Source organism: Micromonospora sp. HM134, from assembly GCF_007833915.1.
Taxonomy (GTDB): Bacteria; Actinomycetota; Actinomycetes; order Mycobacteriales; family Micromonosporaceae; genus Micromonospora; species Micromonospora wenchangensis.
This window is the reverse complement of the sequence record NZ_CP041061.1, coordinates 6688895-6706378: the sequence shown is the minus strand read 5'-3', so window position 1 is coordinate 6706378 and position 17484 is coordinate 6688895. Positions and strand designations below refer to the sequence as shown.

16 protein-coding genes and 1 pseudogene are annotated in these 17484 nt (G+C 73.4%); 12 read left to right on the top strand and 5 right to left on the bottom strand.

The window, feature by feature from the left end:
• Positions 1–67: 67 nt before the first annotated feature.
• A pseudogene (locus tag FJK98_RS29165) lies at positions 68–630 on the top strand (NADH-quinone oxidoreductase subunit B).
• A 453-nt stretch (positions 631–1083) separates the two neighbouring features.
• Positions 1084–2400 (top strand): DUF2252 domain-containing protein, encoded by a 1317-nt coding sequence (locus FJK98_RS29160; RefSeq protein ID WP_145921786.1) that lies wholly within the window; start codon positions 1084–1086, stop codon positions 2398–2400.
• A gap of 16 nt (positions 2401–2416) precedes the next feature.
• Here FJK98_RS29160 and FJK98_RS29155 read toward each other — a convergent pair whose 3' ends face one another.
• Entirely contained in the window at positions 2417–3463 is a 1047-nt protein-coding gene (locus FJK98_RS29155; protein ID WP_145921785.1) for a glucose 1-dehydrogenase, read from the bottom strand.
• Between the two features lie 210 nt (positions 3464–3673).
• On the opposite strand from FJK98_RS29155, the gene FJK98_RS29150 reads away from it, so the two are divergent.
• Positions 3674–4420: an NADH-quinone oxidoreductase subunit C gene (locus FJK98_RS29150; RefSeq protein WP_145921784.1), complete on the top strand. Its 747-nt coding sequence runs from the start codon at positions 3674–3676 to the stop codon at positions 4418–4420.
• Positions 4420–5385 (top strand): complex I subunit 1 family protein, encoded by a 966-nt coding sequence (locus FJK98_RS29145; protein WP_088644755.1) that lies wholly within the window; start codon positions 4420–4422, stop codon positions 5383–5385. Before FJK98_RS29150 ends, FJK98_RS29145 begins: the two co-directional genes overlap by 1 nt.
• A 51-nt stretch (positions 5386–5436) precedes the next feature.
• Here the strand turns inward: FJK98_RS29145 and FJK98_RS29140 are convergent, their stop codons facing one another.
• From FJK98_RS29140 to FJK98_RS29130, 3 genes are all read right to left on the bottom strand, one after another.
• Entirely contained in the window at positions 5437–6753 is a 1317-nt protein-coding gene (locus FJK98_RS29140) for a S8 family peptidase (RefSeq protein ID WP_145921783.1), read from the bottom strand.
• Between the two features lie 238 nt (positions 6754–6991).
• The gene (locus FJK98_RS29135) at positions 6992–8032 is read right to left on the bottom strand and encodes a glutathione S-transferase family protein (protein WP_145921782.1); all 1041 of its coding nucleotides are present in this window, start codon (positions 8030–8032) and stop codon (positions 6992–6994) included.
• 95 nt (positions 8033–8127) lie between these two features.
• The gene (locus FJK98_RS29130) at positions 8128–8853 is read right to left on the bottom strand and encodes a CPBP family intramembrane glutamic endopeptidase (protein ID WP_145921781.1); all 726 of its coding nucleotides are present in this window, start codon (positions 8851–8853) and stop codon (positions 8128–8130) included.
• A gap of 62 nt (positions 8854–8915) precedes the next feature.
• Here FJK98_RS29130 and FJK98_RS29125 point away from each other — a divergent pair, with 62 nt between their 5' ends.
• Complete coding sequence (locus tag FJK98_RS29125) at positions 8916–9512, top strand: TetR/AcrR family transcriptional regulator (RefSeq protein ID WP_145921780.1); 597 nt, start codon at positions 8916–8918, stop codon at positions 9510–9512.
• A 9-nt stretch (positions 9513–9521) separates the two neighbouring features.
• The gene (locus tag FJK98_RS29120) at positions 9522–9944 is read left to right on the top strand and encodes an ester cyclase (RefSeq protein ID WP_145921779.1); all 423 of its coding nucleotides are present in this window, start codon (positions 9522–9524) and stop codon (positions 9942–9944) included.
• On the opposite strand, the gene FJK98_RS29115 is transcribed toward FJK98_RS29120, so the two are convergent.
• The gene (locus tag FJK98_RS29115; RefSeq protein WP_145921778.1) at positions 9925–10500 is read right to left on the bottom strand and encodes a Uma2 family endonuclease; all 576 of its coding nucleotides are present in this window, start codon (positions 10498–10500) and stop codon (positions 9925–9927) included. The genes FJK98_RS29120 and FJK98_RS29115 overlap by 20 nt on opposite strands.
• A 130-nt stretch (positions 10501–10630) precedes the next feature.
• On the opposite strand from FJK98_RS29115, the gene FJK98_RS29110 reads away from it, so the two are divergent.
• The 6 genes from FJK98_RS29110 to FJK98_RS29085 all read left to right on the top strand — a co-directional run bounded on the left by FJK98_RS29110 (position 10631) and on the right by FJK98_RS29085 (position 17371).
• Positions 10631–11224: an NADH-quinone oxidoreductase subunit I gene (locus FJK98_RS29110; RefSeq protein WP_145921777.1), complete on the top strand. Its 594-nt coding sequence runs from the start codon at positions 10631–10633 to the stop codon at positions 11222–11224.
• On the top strand, positions 11221–11787 hold the full coding sequence (locus tag FJK98_RS29105; protein WP_145921776.1) for an NADH-quinone oxidoreductase subunit J: 567 nt from the start codon (positions 11221–11223) through the stop codon (positions 11785–11787). Before FJK98_RS29110 ends, FJK98_RS29105 begins: the two co-directional genes overlap by 4 nt.
• A gap of 55 nt (positions 11788–11842) precedes the next feature.
• The gene (gene nuoK, locus FJK98_RS29100; RefSeq protein ID WP_145921775.1) at positions 11843–12223 is read left to right on the top strand and encodes an NADH-quinone oxidoreductase subunit NuoK; all 381 of its coding nucleotides are present in this window, start codon (positions 11843–11845) and stop codon (positions 12221–12223) included.
• The gene (locus FJK98_RS29095; protein ID WP_145921774.1) at positions 12220–14151 is read left to right on the top strand and encodes an NADH-quinone oxidoreductase subunit L; all 1932 of its coding nucleotides are present in this window, start codon (positions 12220–12222) and stop codon (positions 14149–14151) included. Before nuoK ends, FJK98_RS29095 begins: the two co-directional genes overlap by 4 nt.
• A complete protein-coding gene (locus FJK98_RS29090) occupies positions 14148–15677 on the top strand; it encodes a NuoM family protein (protein ID WP_145921773.1) in 1530 nt (509 codons plus the stop codon). Before FJK98_RS29095 ends, FJK98_RS29090 begins: the two co-directional genes overlap by 4 nt.
• 188 nt (positions 15678–15865) lie before the next feature.
• Positions 15866–17371, top strand: a complete 1506-nt coding sequence (locus FJK98_RS29085; protein WP_145921772.1) for an NADH-quinone oxidoreductase subunit N — start codon at positions 15866–15868, stop codon at positions 17369–17371.
• The last annotated feature ends 113 nt before the right edge of the window (positions 17372–17484 follow it).

Here is a 17484-nt window from a genome sequence, read left to right as displayed (position 1 = left end):
TCACGCCGGGCGACTGTGGTTGACTGTCCCTGGGCGGACAGCGGTTAGGCGGGGACGGGAGGCGGTCGTGCAGTTGCCGGGAGTGCTCGGCGAGCCGATCCGGTTCGTCCTCAACTGGGGTCGCCGCTACTCGCTCTGGGTGTTCAACTTCGGCCTGGCCTGCTGTGCGATCGAGTTCATCGCCACCAGCATGGGCCGGCACGACTTCATCCGGCTCGGCGTCATCCCGTTCGCCCACGGGCCCCGGCAGGCCGACCTGATGGTGGTCTCGGGCACGGTGACCGACAAGATGGCCCCGGCGATCAAGCGGCTCTACGACCAGATGCCCGAGCCGAAGTACGTCATCTCCTTCGGGTCCTGCGCCAACTGCGGCGGCCCGTACTGGGACTCGTACTCGGTGACCAAGGGCGTCGACCAGCTCATCCCGGTCGACGTCTACGTGCCCGGCTGCCCGCCCCGGCCGGAGGCGCTCCTGCACGGCATCCTCCGCCTTCAGGAAAAGATCGCCGCCGAACAGTCCGGCATCGGCGGCGTCGACCGCACCGACCCCCTGGCTTCGCCCACCGACACCGCCCCGCGCCCGGTCGAGTCCCTGACCGCCCCCCGGTCCGCCCTCCCACCCCCTTCTGACCCACCCCCGGGGGCCTTCCCGGCCGCACCCTCGCTGCGCCCCGCTCTGCCTCGCGTGCCCCCGCTGCGCCCCGTCTTGCGCCCGCCTGCCCCGCTGTGCCCCGGTGATCCCGCTGTGCCCCGGTGATCAAGAGGTTCGCGTCAAATCTGCGCCCGACACTGTCCGAAACCTCTTGATCACCGCCCCTGGTAGGGCCGGAAGTCGGAGGCCGGTCAGGTCGGGGCGGTGCCGCAGGGCGGGGCGGATCCGGGCCGGTGATCAAGAGGTTTACGTCAACATTCCGCGTGGATCTGACGCAAACCTCTTGATCAACTGACGCAAACCTCTTGATCACCGGGCGAGGCGGGGCGGGGGTGAGGCGGGGCGGGCCGTGCGACGCGGGGCGGGGTAGGGCGCGGGGTGGGCAGGAGGCCCGGGGGGAGAGGTGGCGGGTGGGGGTTAGCGTGCGGGGCATGACCGACTCCGTGGACCGACGGTCCGCTTTCATCGTCGACGTGTTGACCGAGGAGTTCGGCGCGTCGATGGCGCTCGACCCGGCGGCGTTCCGTCGCAAGTTCCGCAAGATGGCCGCCTCCCCGTTCGCCTTCTACCGGGGCAGCGCCTCGTTGTTCTACGCCGACCAGCGCGGCGACTTCGCCGACGACGCGTTCCTCGACGAGCAGACCAGCCGGGTGTGGATCCACGGTGACCTGCACGCCGAGAACTTCGGCACCTACATGAACGCCTCCGGGCACCTGGTGTTCAACGTCAACGACTTCGACGAGGCGTACGTCGGGCCGTTCTCCTGGGACCTGAAGCGGCTCGCCGCCAGCGTGGCCCTGATCGGCTACGCCAAGGCCCTGTCCGACCGGGCGATCGGCGAGCTGGTCACCGGCTTCGCCCGGTCGTACCTGACCGAGTTGCGGGCCATCGCCGCCGGTGGGGACGACGCGATCGGCTCGATCACCCTGGACAACGCCGACGGGGTGCTGCGCCGGGTGCTCCAGGAGGCCCGGCTGAACACCCGGGTCGACCTGCTGGCCGCGCAGACCACCGTCGACAACTACGAGCGGCGGTTCTCCCTCGGCGACGGGGTGTTCGAGATCGACGGGGAGACCCGTAAGAAGGTCTGCGCCGCGTTCACCGGGTACCTGGACACCCTGCCCCCCTCGACGGCCCGGCTGCGACCGGTCGCCACCCAGATCAAGGACGTGGTGCTGCGCAAGGGGGTGGGCATCGGCTCGGCCGGGCTGCCGTCGTACAACCTGCTGCTGGAGGGGCACACCGAGGCGTTGGAGAACGACGTCGTCATCTACATGAAGCAGGCACAGGTGCCGGCGGTGGCCCGGCACATCGACGACGAGCGGGTCCGGGGCTACTTCCGGCACCAGGGGCACCGCACGGCCGAGTCGCAGCGGGCGTTGCAGGCGCACGCCGACCCGTGGCTGGGCTTCACCGAGCTGGACGGGGCCGGTCAGCTCGTCGCCGAGGTCTCCCCGTACGCCGCCGACCTGGACTGGTCGGACGTCAACGAGCCGGACGAGCTGGCCGGGGTGCTCGCCGACCTGGGGCGGGCGGTGGCCCGGATGCACTCGGTCGCCGACGACGAGTCCAGCCACGACCTGGTCGACTATTCGACCGAGGAGGCGATCGTCGCCGCGATCGGCGACGACACCGAGGGCTTCGTCGGGCACCTGGTCGAGTTCGCCCACGCGTACGGCGTCCGGGCCCGCACCGACCACCAGCTCTTCGTCGACCTGTTCCGCAACGGCCGGCTCCCCGGCATCTGAGCCGGCCCGTCGGGCGTCACGCCCCGAACTCCAGCACCACCTTGATGTCCTCGCCGGTGTGGGCGTACGCCTGCGCGTACGCCGACACCGGCACCCGGCGGGTGATCAGCGCGTTCAGCCACGACTGGTCGGCCTGGGCGAGCGCCCGGGCGGCCAGGTCCCAGTGCCGCCGGTTGGCGTTGACGGAGCCGAACACGACGTTGTTCTCCAGCACCAGCGCCCGGTTGAGCGCCCCGGCGTCGAAGTCGATGGTCCGGCCCCCGCTGGACACCCCGGTCAGGCAGACGATCCCGGCCGGGCCGACCTTGCACATGGTGTCCAGCACCACGGTCGGCGCGCCGGTGCACTCGACCACCACGTCCGGCTCGAAGTCCAGCTCGTCGACCGGCACCGTGTGGTACGTCGCCCCGAGCGCCCGGACCAGGTCCGGTTTGGGGCCGGTGGTGTTGCGGTCCAGCACGTGCACCGACAGGCCACGCTGGACGGCCAGCAGGGCCGCCAGCAGCCCGATCGGCCCGGCCCCGGTGACCAGGACGGTCTGCGGCTTCCACTCGGCCCGGGTGCCGATCTGCGCGATGTGGTCCCACGCCTTCGCCACCACGCTCGCCGGCTCCAGCAGCATGCCGACCGGGGCGAGGACGGGGTCCAGCCCGACGGCGAACTTCGGCTGCACCCGCCACCGTTCCCGGGCGAAGCCGGGCAGCCCCTTGATCCCGTGCTCGGTGTACCGGCCGTTGCGGCACATGTCCCACTCGTCGACGGCGCAGTTCGGGCAGGGCACCGGGTCGGGGTGGCGGACGATGCCGGCCACCAGGTCGCCGGGTTGCAGGGTGCCGGACGGGTCCTCCAGCACCCGGCCGAGGGACTCGTGGCCGAGCACCAGTTCCCGCTGGCCGGGCGGGGCCTCCCCGTAGTCCCCGGCGATGATCTCCTGGTCGGTGCCGCAGATGCCGACGGCGAGCGCCTCGACCAGGATGGCGCCCTCCTCGGCCGGCGGCTCCGGCCAGTCCTGCACCAGCCGCAGCGAGTCGCGGACCCCGGGAGTCACCGTCACAGCGCGCACGGCCCCATCTTTCCCCGCCCCACCACGCCCCGCCCGGTAAAGCGCCAGATGCCCGCTCCGCCCTGCCCGGCCACGCGCCCGGACGACGCTGCCGGAACCGTGGTACGACGCGGCGCGGGGCCGTCCGTTCATCTCATCCAGGTGTCCGCCGGGCGCGTACGACCGGGCGGGCGGGCCCGGCGTCGGGGCGGCGGCCATAGGATCAACCGCATGACTCCGGAAGAGGTCGGTCGGCGGGTGGTCGCGCTGCTCACGCCGGTCGAGGCGACCGCGTCGGTGTCCGGCGGGCAGGCCCACGCCCGGGCCACCGTCGACGTACCCCCGGCGGCCTGGGCGGACACCCTCCGCGCGGTGCGCGACGACGCCGAGCTGGACTGTGACTTCTTCGACTGGCTGTCCGCCGTCGACGAGTTGGCCGACGGTTTCGACGTCGTGGTCCACCTGTGGTCGACCCGGCACCGGCACGGCGTGCTGCTGCGGACCCGGGTGCCGAGGGCGACACCGACGGTCGCGTCGGTGGTCGACATCTTCCCGGGTGCGGCCTGGCACGAGCGGGAGACCCACGAGATGTTCGGTGTCGACTTCACCGGCCACCGGGGGCTGGCCCCGCTGCTGCTGCCGCCCGAGTTCGAGGGGCATCCGCTGCGCAAGGAGTTCGTGCTGGCCTCCCGGGCGGCGAAACCGTGGCCGGGGGCGAAGGAGCCGGGCGAGTCCGAGGCCGGTGGCGGTCGCCGGGCGGTCCGCCCGCCCGGGGTGCCCGCGCCGGGGGAGTGGGGCGTGGTGCCGGCCCCGGCCGGTCCGGTGACGGTGGGTGACGGGGCCCCGGCCCGCGCGCCCCGGGAGCGGCCGGCCCGTCCGCCGCGTACCCCCCGCTCCGGCGCGGCCGGCGACGGCCCGGCGGTCGCCGACGGCCCGGCACGCGGCGACCAGGCTGGCGACGAGGGGGGTACGGCCTGATGCCGACCTGGTTGGAGCTGGTGATCCGGATCGGTGGGGTGCTGGTCGCGTTCCTGACCCTGCCGCTGATCGTCGGCCAGGCCGAGCACAAGGTGATGGCGCACATGCAGGGCCGGCTCGGCCCGATGTACGCCGGTGGCTTCCACGGGTGGGCGCAGCTCGTCGCCGACGGGATCAAGTTCGTCCAGAAGGAGGACATCACCCCGCGTGAGGCGGACCGGGCGGTGTTCCGGTTGGCGCCGGTGGTGGCCCTGGTGCCCTACCTGCTGGTGCTGCTGGTGATCCCGCTCGGCCCGGACGACCTGGTCGGGCAGCCGTTGGACATCGGCCTGTTCTTCGTCCTGGCGGTGGTCGGGGTCGGCGTGGTGGCGGTGCTGATGTCGGCGTGGGCCTCGGCCAACAAGTACAGCCTGCTCGGCGGGTTGCGCGGGGCGGCCCAACTGCTCGGGTACGAGCTGCCGCTGGTGCTGGCCGCCGCCTCGGTGGCGGTGGCGGCCGGAACGTTGAGCCTCGGCGGGATCGTCGAGGCGTGGCAGCCGTGGTGGCTGCTCTGGCAGGCCCCCGCCATGATCGTGTTCTTCGTGGCGGGGCTGGCCGAGATCCGGCGGCCCCCGTTCGACATGCCGGTCGCCGACTCGGAGCTGGTGTTCGGCTACATGACCGAGTACACCGGGCTGCGGTTCGCGTTCTTCCTGCTCGCCGAGTACGTCGGGATCGTGGTGATCGCCGCGCTGACCACCGTGCTGTTCCTCGGCGGCTGGCAGGGCCCGTTCGCCGACGCCCAGCTCGGGTGGCTGTGGACCCTGCTGAAGGTCTTCGCCGTCTCGTTCGTGATCATCTGGCTGCGGGTGTCGTTCCCCCGGCTGCGGGAGGACCAGCTCCAGCGGCTGTGCTGGCTGGTCCTGGTTCCGGCCGCGCTCGCCCAGCTCGTCCTCACCACCGCCGTACGCCTCACCCTGAACTGAGCGCCGGCCCGGAGGGGCCCCGGGACACTCCCCGGGGCCCCTCCGGCACGCTCACGGCGCGGCGTAGAGCAGGCGGTTCGGGGAGCCGGTCCCCGGGTTGACCACCTTGCCGGTGGTGGCGGCGGTGATCAGCGCGCTCTTGGCGGTGGCGAGGGTCGCCGTCGGGTTGGTCTGCCGGTAGCGGGCCAGCCAGCCGGTGACGTGCGGGGCCGCCATCGAGGTGCCGGACCAGCCGCTGGCCACGGCGGTGTTCGAGGCGATGCCGGCGGAGGTGATGTCCACCCCCGGGGCGAAGATGTCGACGCAGGTCCCGTAGCTGGAGAACGAGGCCCGGTTGTCGTTGATGTCGGTCGCCGCGACGGTGATGCCCCGGCTGGAGCGGGGGCCGTTGGTGCAGGCGTCGGTGTTGAAGTTGTTGGCGATGAAGACCGGGTACACGCCGTGGTCGATCAGGTTCTCGATCGAGGTGTTCGCCGAGGTGCCGTAGCCCTGGAGGCTGAAGTTCGCCACCGAGACGGTCGCGTGGTTGGTGGCCAGCCAGTCGACGCCCTCGATCAGGTCGGTGCTCCACCCGGAGTTGTCGCACTGGAGGACCCGGACCGCGCGCAGCGTCACCGACTTGGCGACCCCGTAGGTGGTCCCGCCGATGGTGCCGGCGACGTGCGTGCCGTGGCCGTGGCAGTCGTTGGTGCCGTTGCCGTCGCCGACCGCGTCGTAGACCCCGGCGGCGCGGGTGCCGAAGTCGACGTGGGTGGCCCGGATGCCGGAGTCGACGATGTACGCGGTCACCCCGGAACCGGTCGAGGTGTAGCCGAAGCTGTTGCTCAGCGGCAGGTTGCGCTGGTCGATGCGGTCCAGCCCCCACGACGGCGGGTTGCTCTGCACGGCCTGGACGGACACGCCGCCGGCCTGGGCCCGCTCGGCGCGGGCCGTCGTCGGTCCGGTCCGGTCCGGGGTGGTGCTGGTCAGCCCGCCCTCGATCCGGGTGTCCCGCTCGACGTACTGCACGGTCGGGTCGCTACGGACGGCGGCGAGGGCGGCCGGCGGCAGCACGGCGGCGTACCCGTCGAGGACCTGGGTGTAGCGGTTCAGCACGGTGCCGCCGGCCCGCTCGGCGGCGGAGGCCGACTGGGCGGTGCGGGCGAGGCGGGCGGTGCGCTCGCCGCTGACCGGCTTGTCGGAGAGGACGACGATGTACCGGTCCGGCGCGGCTTCCGCGCTGCCGGCCAGCAGCGGCGCGGGCGCGGCCCGGCCAGGGCCGGGGGTGCCCGGTGCCGCGACGGCGGCGTTGGTGGTGGTGACGAGTGCGCCGGCGAGAACACCGGCGAGTACGCCCAGGCGTGCGGTCCTGCTACCCAGCTTGCGCAAGGCTCGATCCTCCTCGAAGGGGAGTCCGTAGTGGACTGGCAGCCCGCCGACGGGATTCGCGGCGACGGACGCCCCCTAGTCGAACAGGTCATATTGACCATCGTGTTAACTCTTGGGCACTGAAGGTGAATGTGCGACAGCTCTCAGTGTCCGTAGTCGACGGAGGGTCCGGTGCGCCCGGTGCGCAGCAGCGCGCCCCCACCCGACTGGTCGGGCGGGGGCGCGTGGCGCGGGTGGTTCAGCCGATCGGGGTGTGCTCCGGCGGCACCTGCTCGCCGGGCGGTGGGGGCGGTGGGGGCGTGCCGTCGCCGAACGGCCGGCCGCCGAGCGCCTCCCGCCCGTGCGGGCTGAGCCAGTTGACCAGGTCCGGGCCGAGCGGCACCACCCCGGTCGGGTTGATGTCCCGGTGCACCTCGTAGTAGTGCCGCTTGATGTGGTCGAAGTCGATGGTGTCGCCGAACCCGGGGGTGGCGAACAGGTCCCGCGCGTACGCCCACAGCACCGGCATCTCGCTCAGCTTCTGCCGGTTGCACTTGAAGTGGCCGTGGTAGACCGGGTCGAACCGGGCCAGCGTGGTGAACAGTCGCACGTCGGCCTCGGTGATGGTGTCACCGACCAGGTAACGCTGGTTGGCGAGCCGGTCGCTGAGCCAGTCCAGCCGGTCGAACAACCGCCGGTACGCCTTCTCGTACGCCTCCTGCGAGCCGGCGAAGCCGCACCGGTACACCCCGTTGTTGACGTCGGCGAACACCACCGCGTTCACCTCGTCGATCTCGGCGCGCAACGCCTCGGGGTAGAGCTGCGGGGCGCCCTCGCGGTGGTACGCCGTCCACTGGGTGGACAGGTCCAGGGTCATCTGCGCGTAGTCGTTGGTGACCACCTGACCGGTCGGCACGTCGACGATCGCCGGCACGGTGATCCCCCGCTCGTAGTCGGGGTAGCGGGCGAAGAACGCCTCAGCCAGCCGTTCGATGCCGAGCACCGGGTCCCGCCCGCCGGGGTCCAGGTCGAACGTCCAGCTCCGGGCGTCGTGGGTGGGCCCGGCCACCGCCATCGGCAGCGCCTCCTCCAGCCCGAGCAGCCGCCGTACGATGATCATGCGGTTGGCCCACGGGCAGGCCCGACTGACCACCAGGCGGTAGCGGCCCGGCTCGACCGGGTAGCCGTCCCGCCCGTCGACGGTGATCCGGGTGGCGATGTAGCGCTGGTCCCGGGTGAACTCACCGCCCGGCTCGACGTACTTGCCGCCGGTCGTCGTGGTGCCGTTGCTCTCCGCCATCGTGTCGCCTTTCGTCCGCTTCGGCTCCCATCATGGCGGGTCCGGCGTCCGGTGGCACGGTAACGCGGCCCGGGCGGGGGAGAGCCGGTCCGCGCTCAGCCGGCCTGGGCGGCGAAGGCGAGTACGACGAGGACCCCGTTGCTGACCGTGTGGGCGAGGATCGGCACCCAGAGGTTGCGGTGGCGGTGCAGCAGCCAGGCGAAGAGCAGGCCGGCTACCAGGGCGCTGATGGTGTTGAAGACCCGGGGCAGGTGCATCACCGCGAAGAAGCCGGCCGAGACGGTGATCGCGGCGAGGGTGGGCAGCCGGGCGGCCAGGCCCTGGAAGAAGACCCCCCGGTACAGCACCTCCTCGTAGACGGGTGAGGCGATCGCGCCGAAGAAGAAGGCGAAGGTGAACTGGGCGAGCAGGCTGCCCGGCGGGTAGCCGCCCTCGCCGCCACCGTCGGCGGTCAGCGCGACGGGCAGCGCCAGGAGTAGGCCGAGGGTGAGCGCGGCCTTCGCCAGCCCCCACCCGACGGCGGCCCGGAGTTGCCCGCCCCGGGGGCGGGTGAGCAGCAGCGGGGCGGCGACGACGCCGAACCGGCGGTAGGTCACGCCGAGGCCGACCAGCAACTGGATCCCGTTGATCAGTAGCCAGGCGAGGCTGGTGGCGAGCAGTTCGGACGCGCCGAGCAGCGCCGGGCCCAGGGCGAGGAAGTCCGCGACCGGGGCGTTGGCCAGGCCGACCCCGACGACGAGCACGATCGCGAGGTCACCCCAGGTGAACCGCGTGGTGGTGGGCGGGTCGGTGGGCCGGGCCACGGCGAGGTCGGTGCTCATGCCGACCAAGATTAGTTGCTTGACCTATATCGGTCAACCGACCGATAACCTATGATCGACCCATGCCGAAGGTCGTGGACCACGAGGAACGTCGCAGGCGACTCGGTGCCGCCGCCTGTGCCGTGCTGAGCCGGGTCGGGGCGGCCGGCACCACCGTCCGGGCCGTCGCGGGCGAGGCCGGGATGCCCCTGGCGACCGCGCAGCACTACCTGCCGACCCGGGAGCTGATGGTCCGGGCCGCCATGTCGCACCTGGTCGACCGGGTGGTCACCCGGGCCGGGGCACTGCGCCCCGGGGCCACCGCCCTGGACACCCTGCGCCTGGCCGTGGCCCAGGTCGTCCCGCTGGACGACGAGCGGATCTTCGAGTCCCGGGTCTGGTTGATGCTCACCGCCGAAGCGCTGATCGACGAGCAGATCGCGGCCATCATGCGGACCAACGCCGACGAGCTGCGGGCCAACCTCACCCGCCTGGTCGAGCTGGCCCGGCAGGACGGCAGCGTCGCCGCCGACGTCGACGCCTCCCGGGCGGCCGGCGAACTGGCGACCGTACTGGACGGGGTGACCCTCCGGCTGCTGTCCGGCGTGCTCGGCCCGGCCGAGGCCCGCGCCGAGATCGACATCCACCTCGACCGGCTGGCCCCGGACCGGCGGGCCTAGGCTGCCCCCATGATCGACGTGGAGGCGGTGGCCCGCCGGTTCGTCACCGACGTGTGGAACGCCGGCCGCGAGGAGTCGGCGTACGAGCTGGTCGCCGAGGAGTGCCCGGGGCTCGGCGGCACCGGCCCGGCGGCGGTGCTGGCCTGGCACCGGGAGCGCCGGGCAGCCTTCCCCGACCTGCGCTACAAGCTGGTGGACGTGGTGGCGGCGGGTGACCGGGTGGCGCTGCGCTGGCGGGCCGCCGGCACCCAGGCGGGACAGTTCGGCCCGGTGCCGCCGACCGGGCAGGTGGTCAGCTACTCCGGGGCGACGTTCCTGCGCTTCGACGCCGTCGGGCGGATCGTCGACGCGTGGAGCGTCAACGAGCTGTTCCAGCTGCTGCAACAGTTGGGTGTGGAGATGCTGCCGCCGCTCACCGACGCCGGGGCGTGATCCGGGCGACCGACAGGTTCACCGGGAACGGCTCCCCGGTGTCGACGAACTTCGTCCACCGCCCGGTCTCCACGTAGACCTCGTTCACCGCGTCGATCTTGTAGGTGTGCACGACCAGGCCGTCGTCCTCCACCTCGATCCGCCAGTAGAACGGGATGCCGGCCTGCGCGTAGAGGGTCGGCTTGAGCACCCGGTCGATGGAGCGGGTGCTGGGGGAGACGATCTCGACGGCCAGTACCACCTCGTGCGGCTCGTACCGGGACGGCTCGCGGGCGGCGGCGGTGGACGTGGTCACCAGCACGTCGGGGATGAACGAGCGGGTCCGGTTGATCCGCACCTCCACGGCCTGGGTCACGTCGTAGTCGTCGGGGCAGTCCTCTTCGAGCGCGACCATCAGGCGGCCGGCGATGGTCTGGTGGACACGGGTGGGGGAGGGGGGCACGATCAGCACTCCATCGAGAAGTTCGCGGCGGTGGCCGTCCTCGGGCAGCGCGTCCAGATCGTCAGTCGTCCAGCCGCCCTCCGGCGGATGGTCGTGCCGCAGCGCGGCGGTCATCGGTCGGTCCTTCCCGGTGCGTCGTTCTCCCCGCCCGTCAGGGTAACGCCGGCAAACGCCGGGTGGTGGTCGCGCACGCCGTGGCCACAGGGCAGGATGACCCCATGAGCGAGCGAGTCGGGGCGACACGGTGAGCGAGCACGGCGGGGGCACCGGCGGAGGACTGGTGAAGGGGCTGGCGGTCACGTTGAAGACGATGACCCGCCGGTCGCACACCCAGCAGTACCCGGACGTCGCCCCCGAGTTGCCGCCCCGCTCCCGGGGCGTGATCGCGCTGCTGACCGAGAACTGCACGGTCTGCATGCTCTGCGCCCGGGAGTGCCCCGACTGGTGCATCTACATCGACTCGCACAAGGAGGAGGTGGCGGTGGCCGGCGCGGCCCGTCCCCGCCAGCGCAACGTCCTCGACAAGTTCGACATCGACTTCTCGCTCTGCATGTACTGCGGCATCTGCATCGAGGTCTGCCCGTTCGACGCCCTCTACTGGTCGCCCGAGTTCGAGTACGCCGAGTACGACATCAAGGACCTGCTGCACGACAAGGACCACCTCGGCCAGTGGATGGCCACGGTGCCGCCGCCGCCCGCGCACGACCCGCACGGCGAACCGGCCAAGGAGGAGACCACCGCCGCGCGCAAGGCCGCCGCCCCGACCAGCTCCGCCGCCCGTCCCACCGTGGTACGCCCCGAGACCGGCCCCGCCGACGACGGAGGTGCCTCCCGGTGACCGGTGCGGACGTGCTGCTGCTCGCCCTGGGCGCGGTGGCGGTCGGATCGGGGGTGCTGGTGGTCGCCACGAAGCACCTGGTCCGGGCCGGCCTCTACCTGGTGCTCTGCCTGGGCGCGCTGGCCGGCGACTACCTGGTGCTCACCGCCGAACTGGTGGCCTGGGTGCAGGTGCTGATCTACGTGGGTGCGGTGGTGGTGCTGCTGCTGTTCGCGGTGATGCTGACCCGGGCCCCGATCGGGGCCTCCGACGACCTGGACCGGCCGGGCTGGCCGGCCGCGCTGATCGGTGCGGGCACCGGGCTGGGCCTGACGGCGCTGCTGGTCGACGCGTTCCGCTGGTCGACGGTGGAACTGCCGGCGGCGGGCACCGCCGAGGGCATCGGCGAGCAGGTGTTCCGCTCCTGGGTGCTGCCGTTCGAGGTGCTGTCGGTGCTGCTGCTCGCCGCCCTGGTCGGCGCGGTCATCCTGTCCCGCCCGGACATCGGAGCCGGTGGTCCGGTGAGCGCGAGGAGTGAGCCGGGTCTGCGAGCTCCGCAGTCGCGAACTGGGGTGGTCCGGTGAGCGCGAGGAGTGAGCCGGTTTTGCGAGCCCCGCAGTCGCGAACAGAGGTGGTCCGGTGAGGCCGGTCATCCCCTACGTCACCGCCGCGCTGCTGTTCGGCCTGGGCGTCTACGGCGTGCTGCGGCGACGCAACGCGGTGCTGGTGCTGATGGCGGTGGAGCTGATGCTCAACGCGGTCAACCTGATCCTGGTCACCGCCGACACCACCGTGCGGGCGGTGCTGCCGCACTCCGGGCAGGTCTTCGCGCTGTTCGTGATCGTGTTGGCCGCCGCCGAGATCGGCGTGGGGCTGGCCATCGTGCTTCAGCTCTACCGGCTGCGGGCCAGCGTCACCGTCGACGACGTGCCGCTGGCCGAGCCGGCCGGCGACCGGTCCGGCCTGGCCGGTGACGTCGCGGCCGGGTCGGCCGGCGGACGGGCGGAGGTCGGCCGTTGACCGGGCTGTTCGGGGCGGCACTGCCGGTCGTACCCCTGGGCGCCGGGTTGCTGGGGTTGCTGCTGCCGCCTGCGCCGCGGGACGCGACCACCGGGGAGGGCGCGGCCCGGCGGGCGGCGATCGGCCTCGGGGTGGCCGGCGCGGCCGGCGCGCTGCTGGTCGCGGTGCTGCTGCTGGTCCGGGTCGGCGACCCGGTGGAGACCAGCACGACCTGGATCGACCTGGGCGGTCTGCGGGTCACCCTGGGGGTACGGCTGGACGGCGTCGCCGCGCTGGTCGCGGTCGCGGTGGCGGCGGTGGCGCTGGCGGTGCAGGTCTACTCGGTGGCCTACCTGCGGCGCGGCCCGCACGACGACGTCGAGGTGGACCACCGCTATCCGCCCTACGCCGCGCAGATCAGCCTGTTCACCGCCGCGATGCTGCTGGTGGTGGTCAGTGGTGACCTGATCCTGCTGCTGGTCGGTTGGGAGGTGATGGGCCTCTGCTCGTACCTGCTGATCGCCCACGACCGCCGGCTGCCCGAGGCGCCCGCCGCCGCGATGAAGGCGTTCCTGGTCACCCGGGTGGGTGACGTCGGGTTCCTGCTCGGCATCGCGCTGCTCGGCGTCTCGGCGGGCAGTTTCCGGATCGCCGACGTGCTCGCCCACGACCACGCCACCGGCACGCTGACCGCCGCCTGCCTGCTGCTGCTCGCCGGGGTGGCCGGCAAGAGCGCCCAGTTCCCGCTGCACACCTGGCTGCCGGACGCGATGGCCGGCCCGACGCCGATCTCCGCGCTGATCCACGCCGCGACCATGGTCGCCGCCGGGGTGTACGCGGTGACGAGGCTCTACCCGCTGTTCACCCAGGCCCCGGTGGCGCTGGCGGTGCTCGGCGTGCTTGCCTCGATCACCCTGCTGCTCGGCGCGCTCGCGGCCACCGCCCAGGACGACCTGAAGCGGGTGCTCGCCTGGTCGACGGTCTCCCAGATCGGCTACATGACCGGCGCGCTCGCCGTCGGTGCCCCGGCCGCCGCACTGTTCCACCTGCTCACCCACGCCGCGTTCAAGGCGCTGCTGTTCCTCGCCGCCGGTGCGGTGATCCACGCCGTCGGCACCACCCTGCTGTCCCGGATGGGCGGGCTGCGGCGCAGCATGCCGGTCACCTTCTGGTGCACCCTGATCGGTCTCGGCGCGCTGGCCGGGGTGCCGCCGCTGTCCGGTTTCTGGAGCAAGGACGGCGTGCTCGCCGCCGCCGAGGCCGCCGCGCTCGACGGCACCGGTCCCGCCCCGGCCTGGGTCGGCTGGCTGGTCTGGCTGGCCGGGCTGCTCGGGGTGCTGCTCACCGCCGCATACGCCACCCGGCTGCTGCTGCGCGCCTTCTTCGGCGAGCCCCGGCTGCCGCTGCTGCACCCGCACGACCCGCCGGCCCTGATGCGCTGGCCGGTGCTGCTGCTGGCCGTCCCGGCGGCGTTGCTCGGGCTGGCGGGCTTCAGCCAGTGGTTCCGGCACCGCCTCTTCTTCCCGACGGTGCCCACCCTCCCGCCCGGGGACATGGTGCTGGTCCACGTCGGTCCGGCGCTGCTGCTGCCCCTGCTCCTGGTGCTGGTCGGGGCGGGGCTGGCCTGGGCCGGCTGGCGGCGGGACCCGGCCGTCGACCCGGCCCGCGCCCTGGGTCCGCTGCGGCCGGTCTTCGCCCGCGCCTTCCGCCTCGACGACGTCCAACACACCCTCGTCGTACGCCCCACGACGGCGCTCGCCCGGGTGGCGCGTACCGGCGACGAGGTCGGGGTGGACGGCCTGGTGGAGGGGGTCGGCCGGGGCACCTCGGCGCTCGGTGCCGGGCTGGCCGCGCTGCACCGGGCGGCGCTGCCCCGCGCGACGGCGGCGGTGCTGGCCGGCGCCCTGCTGATCGGCCTCGCCGCCGCCCTGATCGGAGCATCCTCATGACGGTGGGGCAGGTGTTGCTGGTGGCGGTGCTGGCGTTGCCGGCGGTGGGGGCGGCGCTGGTGGCCGTGCTCCCCGGGGAGCGGACGGCCCGGCTGTCCGGTACGGCGGTCGCCGGGCTGACCCTGGTCGGGGCGGCGCTGCTGGTGCTCGGCGACCACGGCTGGTTCGGCTACGGCCCGGCCCCCGCCGTGCAGCCCTGGCACGAAGTCGACCTGCCCTGGGTGCCCGGCCTCGACCTGCGCTTCCACCTCGGGGTGGACGGCATCTCCTGGCCGCTGGTGGTGCTCACCGCCCTGCTCACCCTGCTCTGCTGCGGCTACACCGTGCGCCGGGTGCCCGAGGGTCGGGGGAGCGGCCGGGCGCTGGTGGCGTTGCTGCTGGTGGTCGAGGTGGGCATCCTGGGTACCTTCCTCGCCCTCGACCTGGTGCTCTTCTTCGTCTTCTTCGAGGTCGTCCTGCTGCCGATGTACGCGATCATCGCCGGCTGGGGCGGCACCGGCGCGGACCTGCCGGCGCGCGACGCGGCCCGCGCGGCGGCCCGCAAGTTCGCCCTCTACACGCTCTTCGGCTCGGTGCTGCTGCTGGTCGGCGTGTTCGTGGTGGTGGCCGCCGCCGGCACCGCCGACATCGTCGCGCTTACCGGTGGGGCGGGGTTGTCCCGGGGCACCCAGTTGGCCGCGTTCACCCTGCTCGGGTTGGCGTTCGCGGTGAAGGCCCCGCTCTGGCCGCTGCACTCCTGGCTGCCCGACGCGCACACCCAGGCGCCCACCGTCGGCAGCGTCATCCTCGCCGGGGTCCTGCTCAAGATGGGCACGTACGGCCTGATCCGGGTCGCCGTCGGGGTGGCCCCGGAGGGTGCCCGCTGGGCCGCGCCGGTCCTCGGGGTGCTGGCCGTCGCGGCGATCCTGGTCGGCTCCCTGGTCTGCCTGGCGCAGGACGACCTGAAGCGGCTGATCGCCTACTCCAGCGTCGGGCACATGGGGTTCGTGCTGCTCGGGGTGGCGACGCTGACCGTCACCGGCATCCAGGCGGCGCTGATCGGCAACGTGGCGCACGGGGTGATCACCGGGCTGCTGTTCTTCCTCGCCGGGGCGGTCAAGGACCGGGCCCACACCGGGGCGCTGGCCGAGTTGTCCGGGCTGCGGGAGACCGCGCCCCGGCTGGCCGGTCTGCTCGGTTTCGCGGCGGTCGCCTCGCTCGGCCTGCCCGGCCTGGCCGGGTTCTGGGGTGAGGCGTTCGCGGTGGTCGCGGCCGTCGAGCGGGGCGGGCCGCTGTGGACCACGCTGGCGGTGCTGGCGGCGGTCGGCGGGGCGCTCACCGCCGCGTACTTCCTGCGGTTGCTGCGCCGGGTCACCCACGGCCGGCCGAGCCCGGCGGTCGGCCGGTTCACCCCCGCCCTGGCCGGGGTGGAGCTGACCGCCTGGGTCCCGCTGGTCCTGCTCGCCCTCGCCGTCGGCCTGGCGCCCGCCCTGGTGCTCGGCTACGCCACCGGCCCGGTGGACGCCCTGGTGGGGATCGTCCGGTGAACGGGTCGGTCCGGTGAGCGCGAGGAGTGCAGCGCAGCGGAGCCCCGCAGTCGCGAACGTAAAGGTGGCCCGGTGAGCGCGAGGAGTGCAGCGCAGCGGAGCCCCGCAGTCGCGAACGAAGGTGGCTGGGTGAGCGCGAGGAGTGCAGCGCAGCGGAGCCCCGCAGTCGCGAACGAAAGGTCCGACTCGTGAGTGTGGTGCAGAGCGTCGACAACGTGGCGTTGCTGCCGGCGTACCTGGCGGCCGGCACCGCCGTACTCGTGCTGCTGGCGGATCTGCTGGTCGGCCGGGCCGGCGCGACGGTGGCGGTGGCCTGCGCGGGCGTCGTCGCCACCGGCGTCGGCGCGGTGGCGGTGGGCGCGGCCGGCACCCGGCGGACGTTCTGTGTGGGAGCCGACTGCTCGTGGGTGTTCGACGGCCGGGCGGCCCTGGTCGCGGGCGTCTTCGCCCTGCTCACCCTGGGTGTGCTCGGGCTCTCCGGGCCGCTGCTGCGGGGTGGCCCGACGCCCGTCGGCGAGTACTGCTTCCTGCTGGCCTGCTCGATGACCGGTGGCGTGGTGCTCGGCGCGGCCGGTGACCTGATCACCCTGATCGTCGCCCTGGAGACCCTGACCCTGCCGCTGTACGTGCTGGTCGGCCTGCGTCGGGGCAGCCTGGCCAGCGCCGAGGCGGCGGTCACCTTCTTCGTGGTGAGCGTGGTGGCGACCACGGTCACCCTGCTCGGCGCGGCCCTGCTCTACGCGGCGACCGGCGGCCTGCACCTGGACCGGCTCGGCGGGCTGCTGGCCGACGCGCCCGACGTGCCGCTGGTGCCGGCGGCCGTGGCGCTGGTGGTGCTCGGGCTGGCCTTCAAGGTCGCGGCGGTGCCGTTCCACGCCTGGGCCCCGGCTACCTACGACGGGGCGCCGTTGCCGGTGGCGGCCTACCTGTCCACCGCGTCGAAGCTGGGCGGGGTGGTGGCCCTGCTGGCGGTGGTGCAGCGGGCGTTGCCGGCCGAGGCGACCGGCCCGGTGCTGGCCCTGCTGGCGGTGCTCACCATGACCGTGGGCAACCTGGTGGCGCTGCGCCAGCGGCGTACCGTCCGGCTGCTCGCCTGGTCGTCGGTGGCCCAGGCGGGTTACATCCTGGCCCCGCTGGGGGTGCTGGCGACGACCGCCGGGCGGGCCGACGACGTCCGGGCCGGGGCGTACGCCGCCGCGGTGGCGTACGCGGTCTTCTTCGTGGTGGTGGAACTGGCGGCGTTCGCGGCGCTGGTGGCGCTGCGCCCGGCCGGTGCGGACGGCGGCGCGGTGGCGGACCTGCGGGGGATGGCCCGGCGGCGGCCCTGGGCCGGGGCGGCGTTGGCCCTGGCCCTGGTCGGGCTGGCCGGCCTGCCACCGGGGCTGGCGGGGCTGTTCGCCAAGGTGACCGTGGTGCGGGCGGTGCTGGACGGTGGGGCCGGCTGGCTGGCCTTGGTGGTGGCCCTGAACGCGGTGATCGGGTTGGCCTACTACCTGCGCCTGGCCGCCACCCTGTACGCCGACCCGCCCCCGCTGCCGACCGCCCCCGCCCCCGCCGGGGAGCCGGCCGTGCCGGCCGGGGCCGTGCCGGCCAGGATGGCCTGGCCGGTCTCCGTGGCGCTGGCCGGGGCGACCACGCTGGCCGTGGTGATCGGCTTCGCCCCCCAACTGGTGCTGGACCTCGCGGCCCGCTGACCGGCCCGCCGCAGCCCCCGCCCGGCGGGTCGGACGCCCCCTGACCTGGTGTCCCGGGCCGTCCCCGGTGTCCGGTCCGTTCAGCGGGTTCACAGCTTCCTTCAGTCAACTGC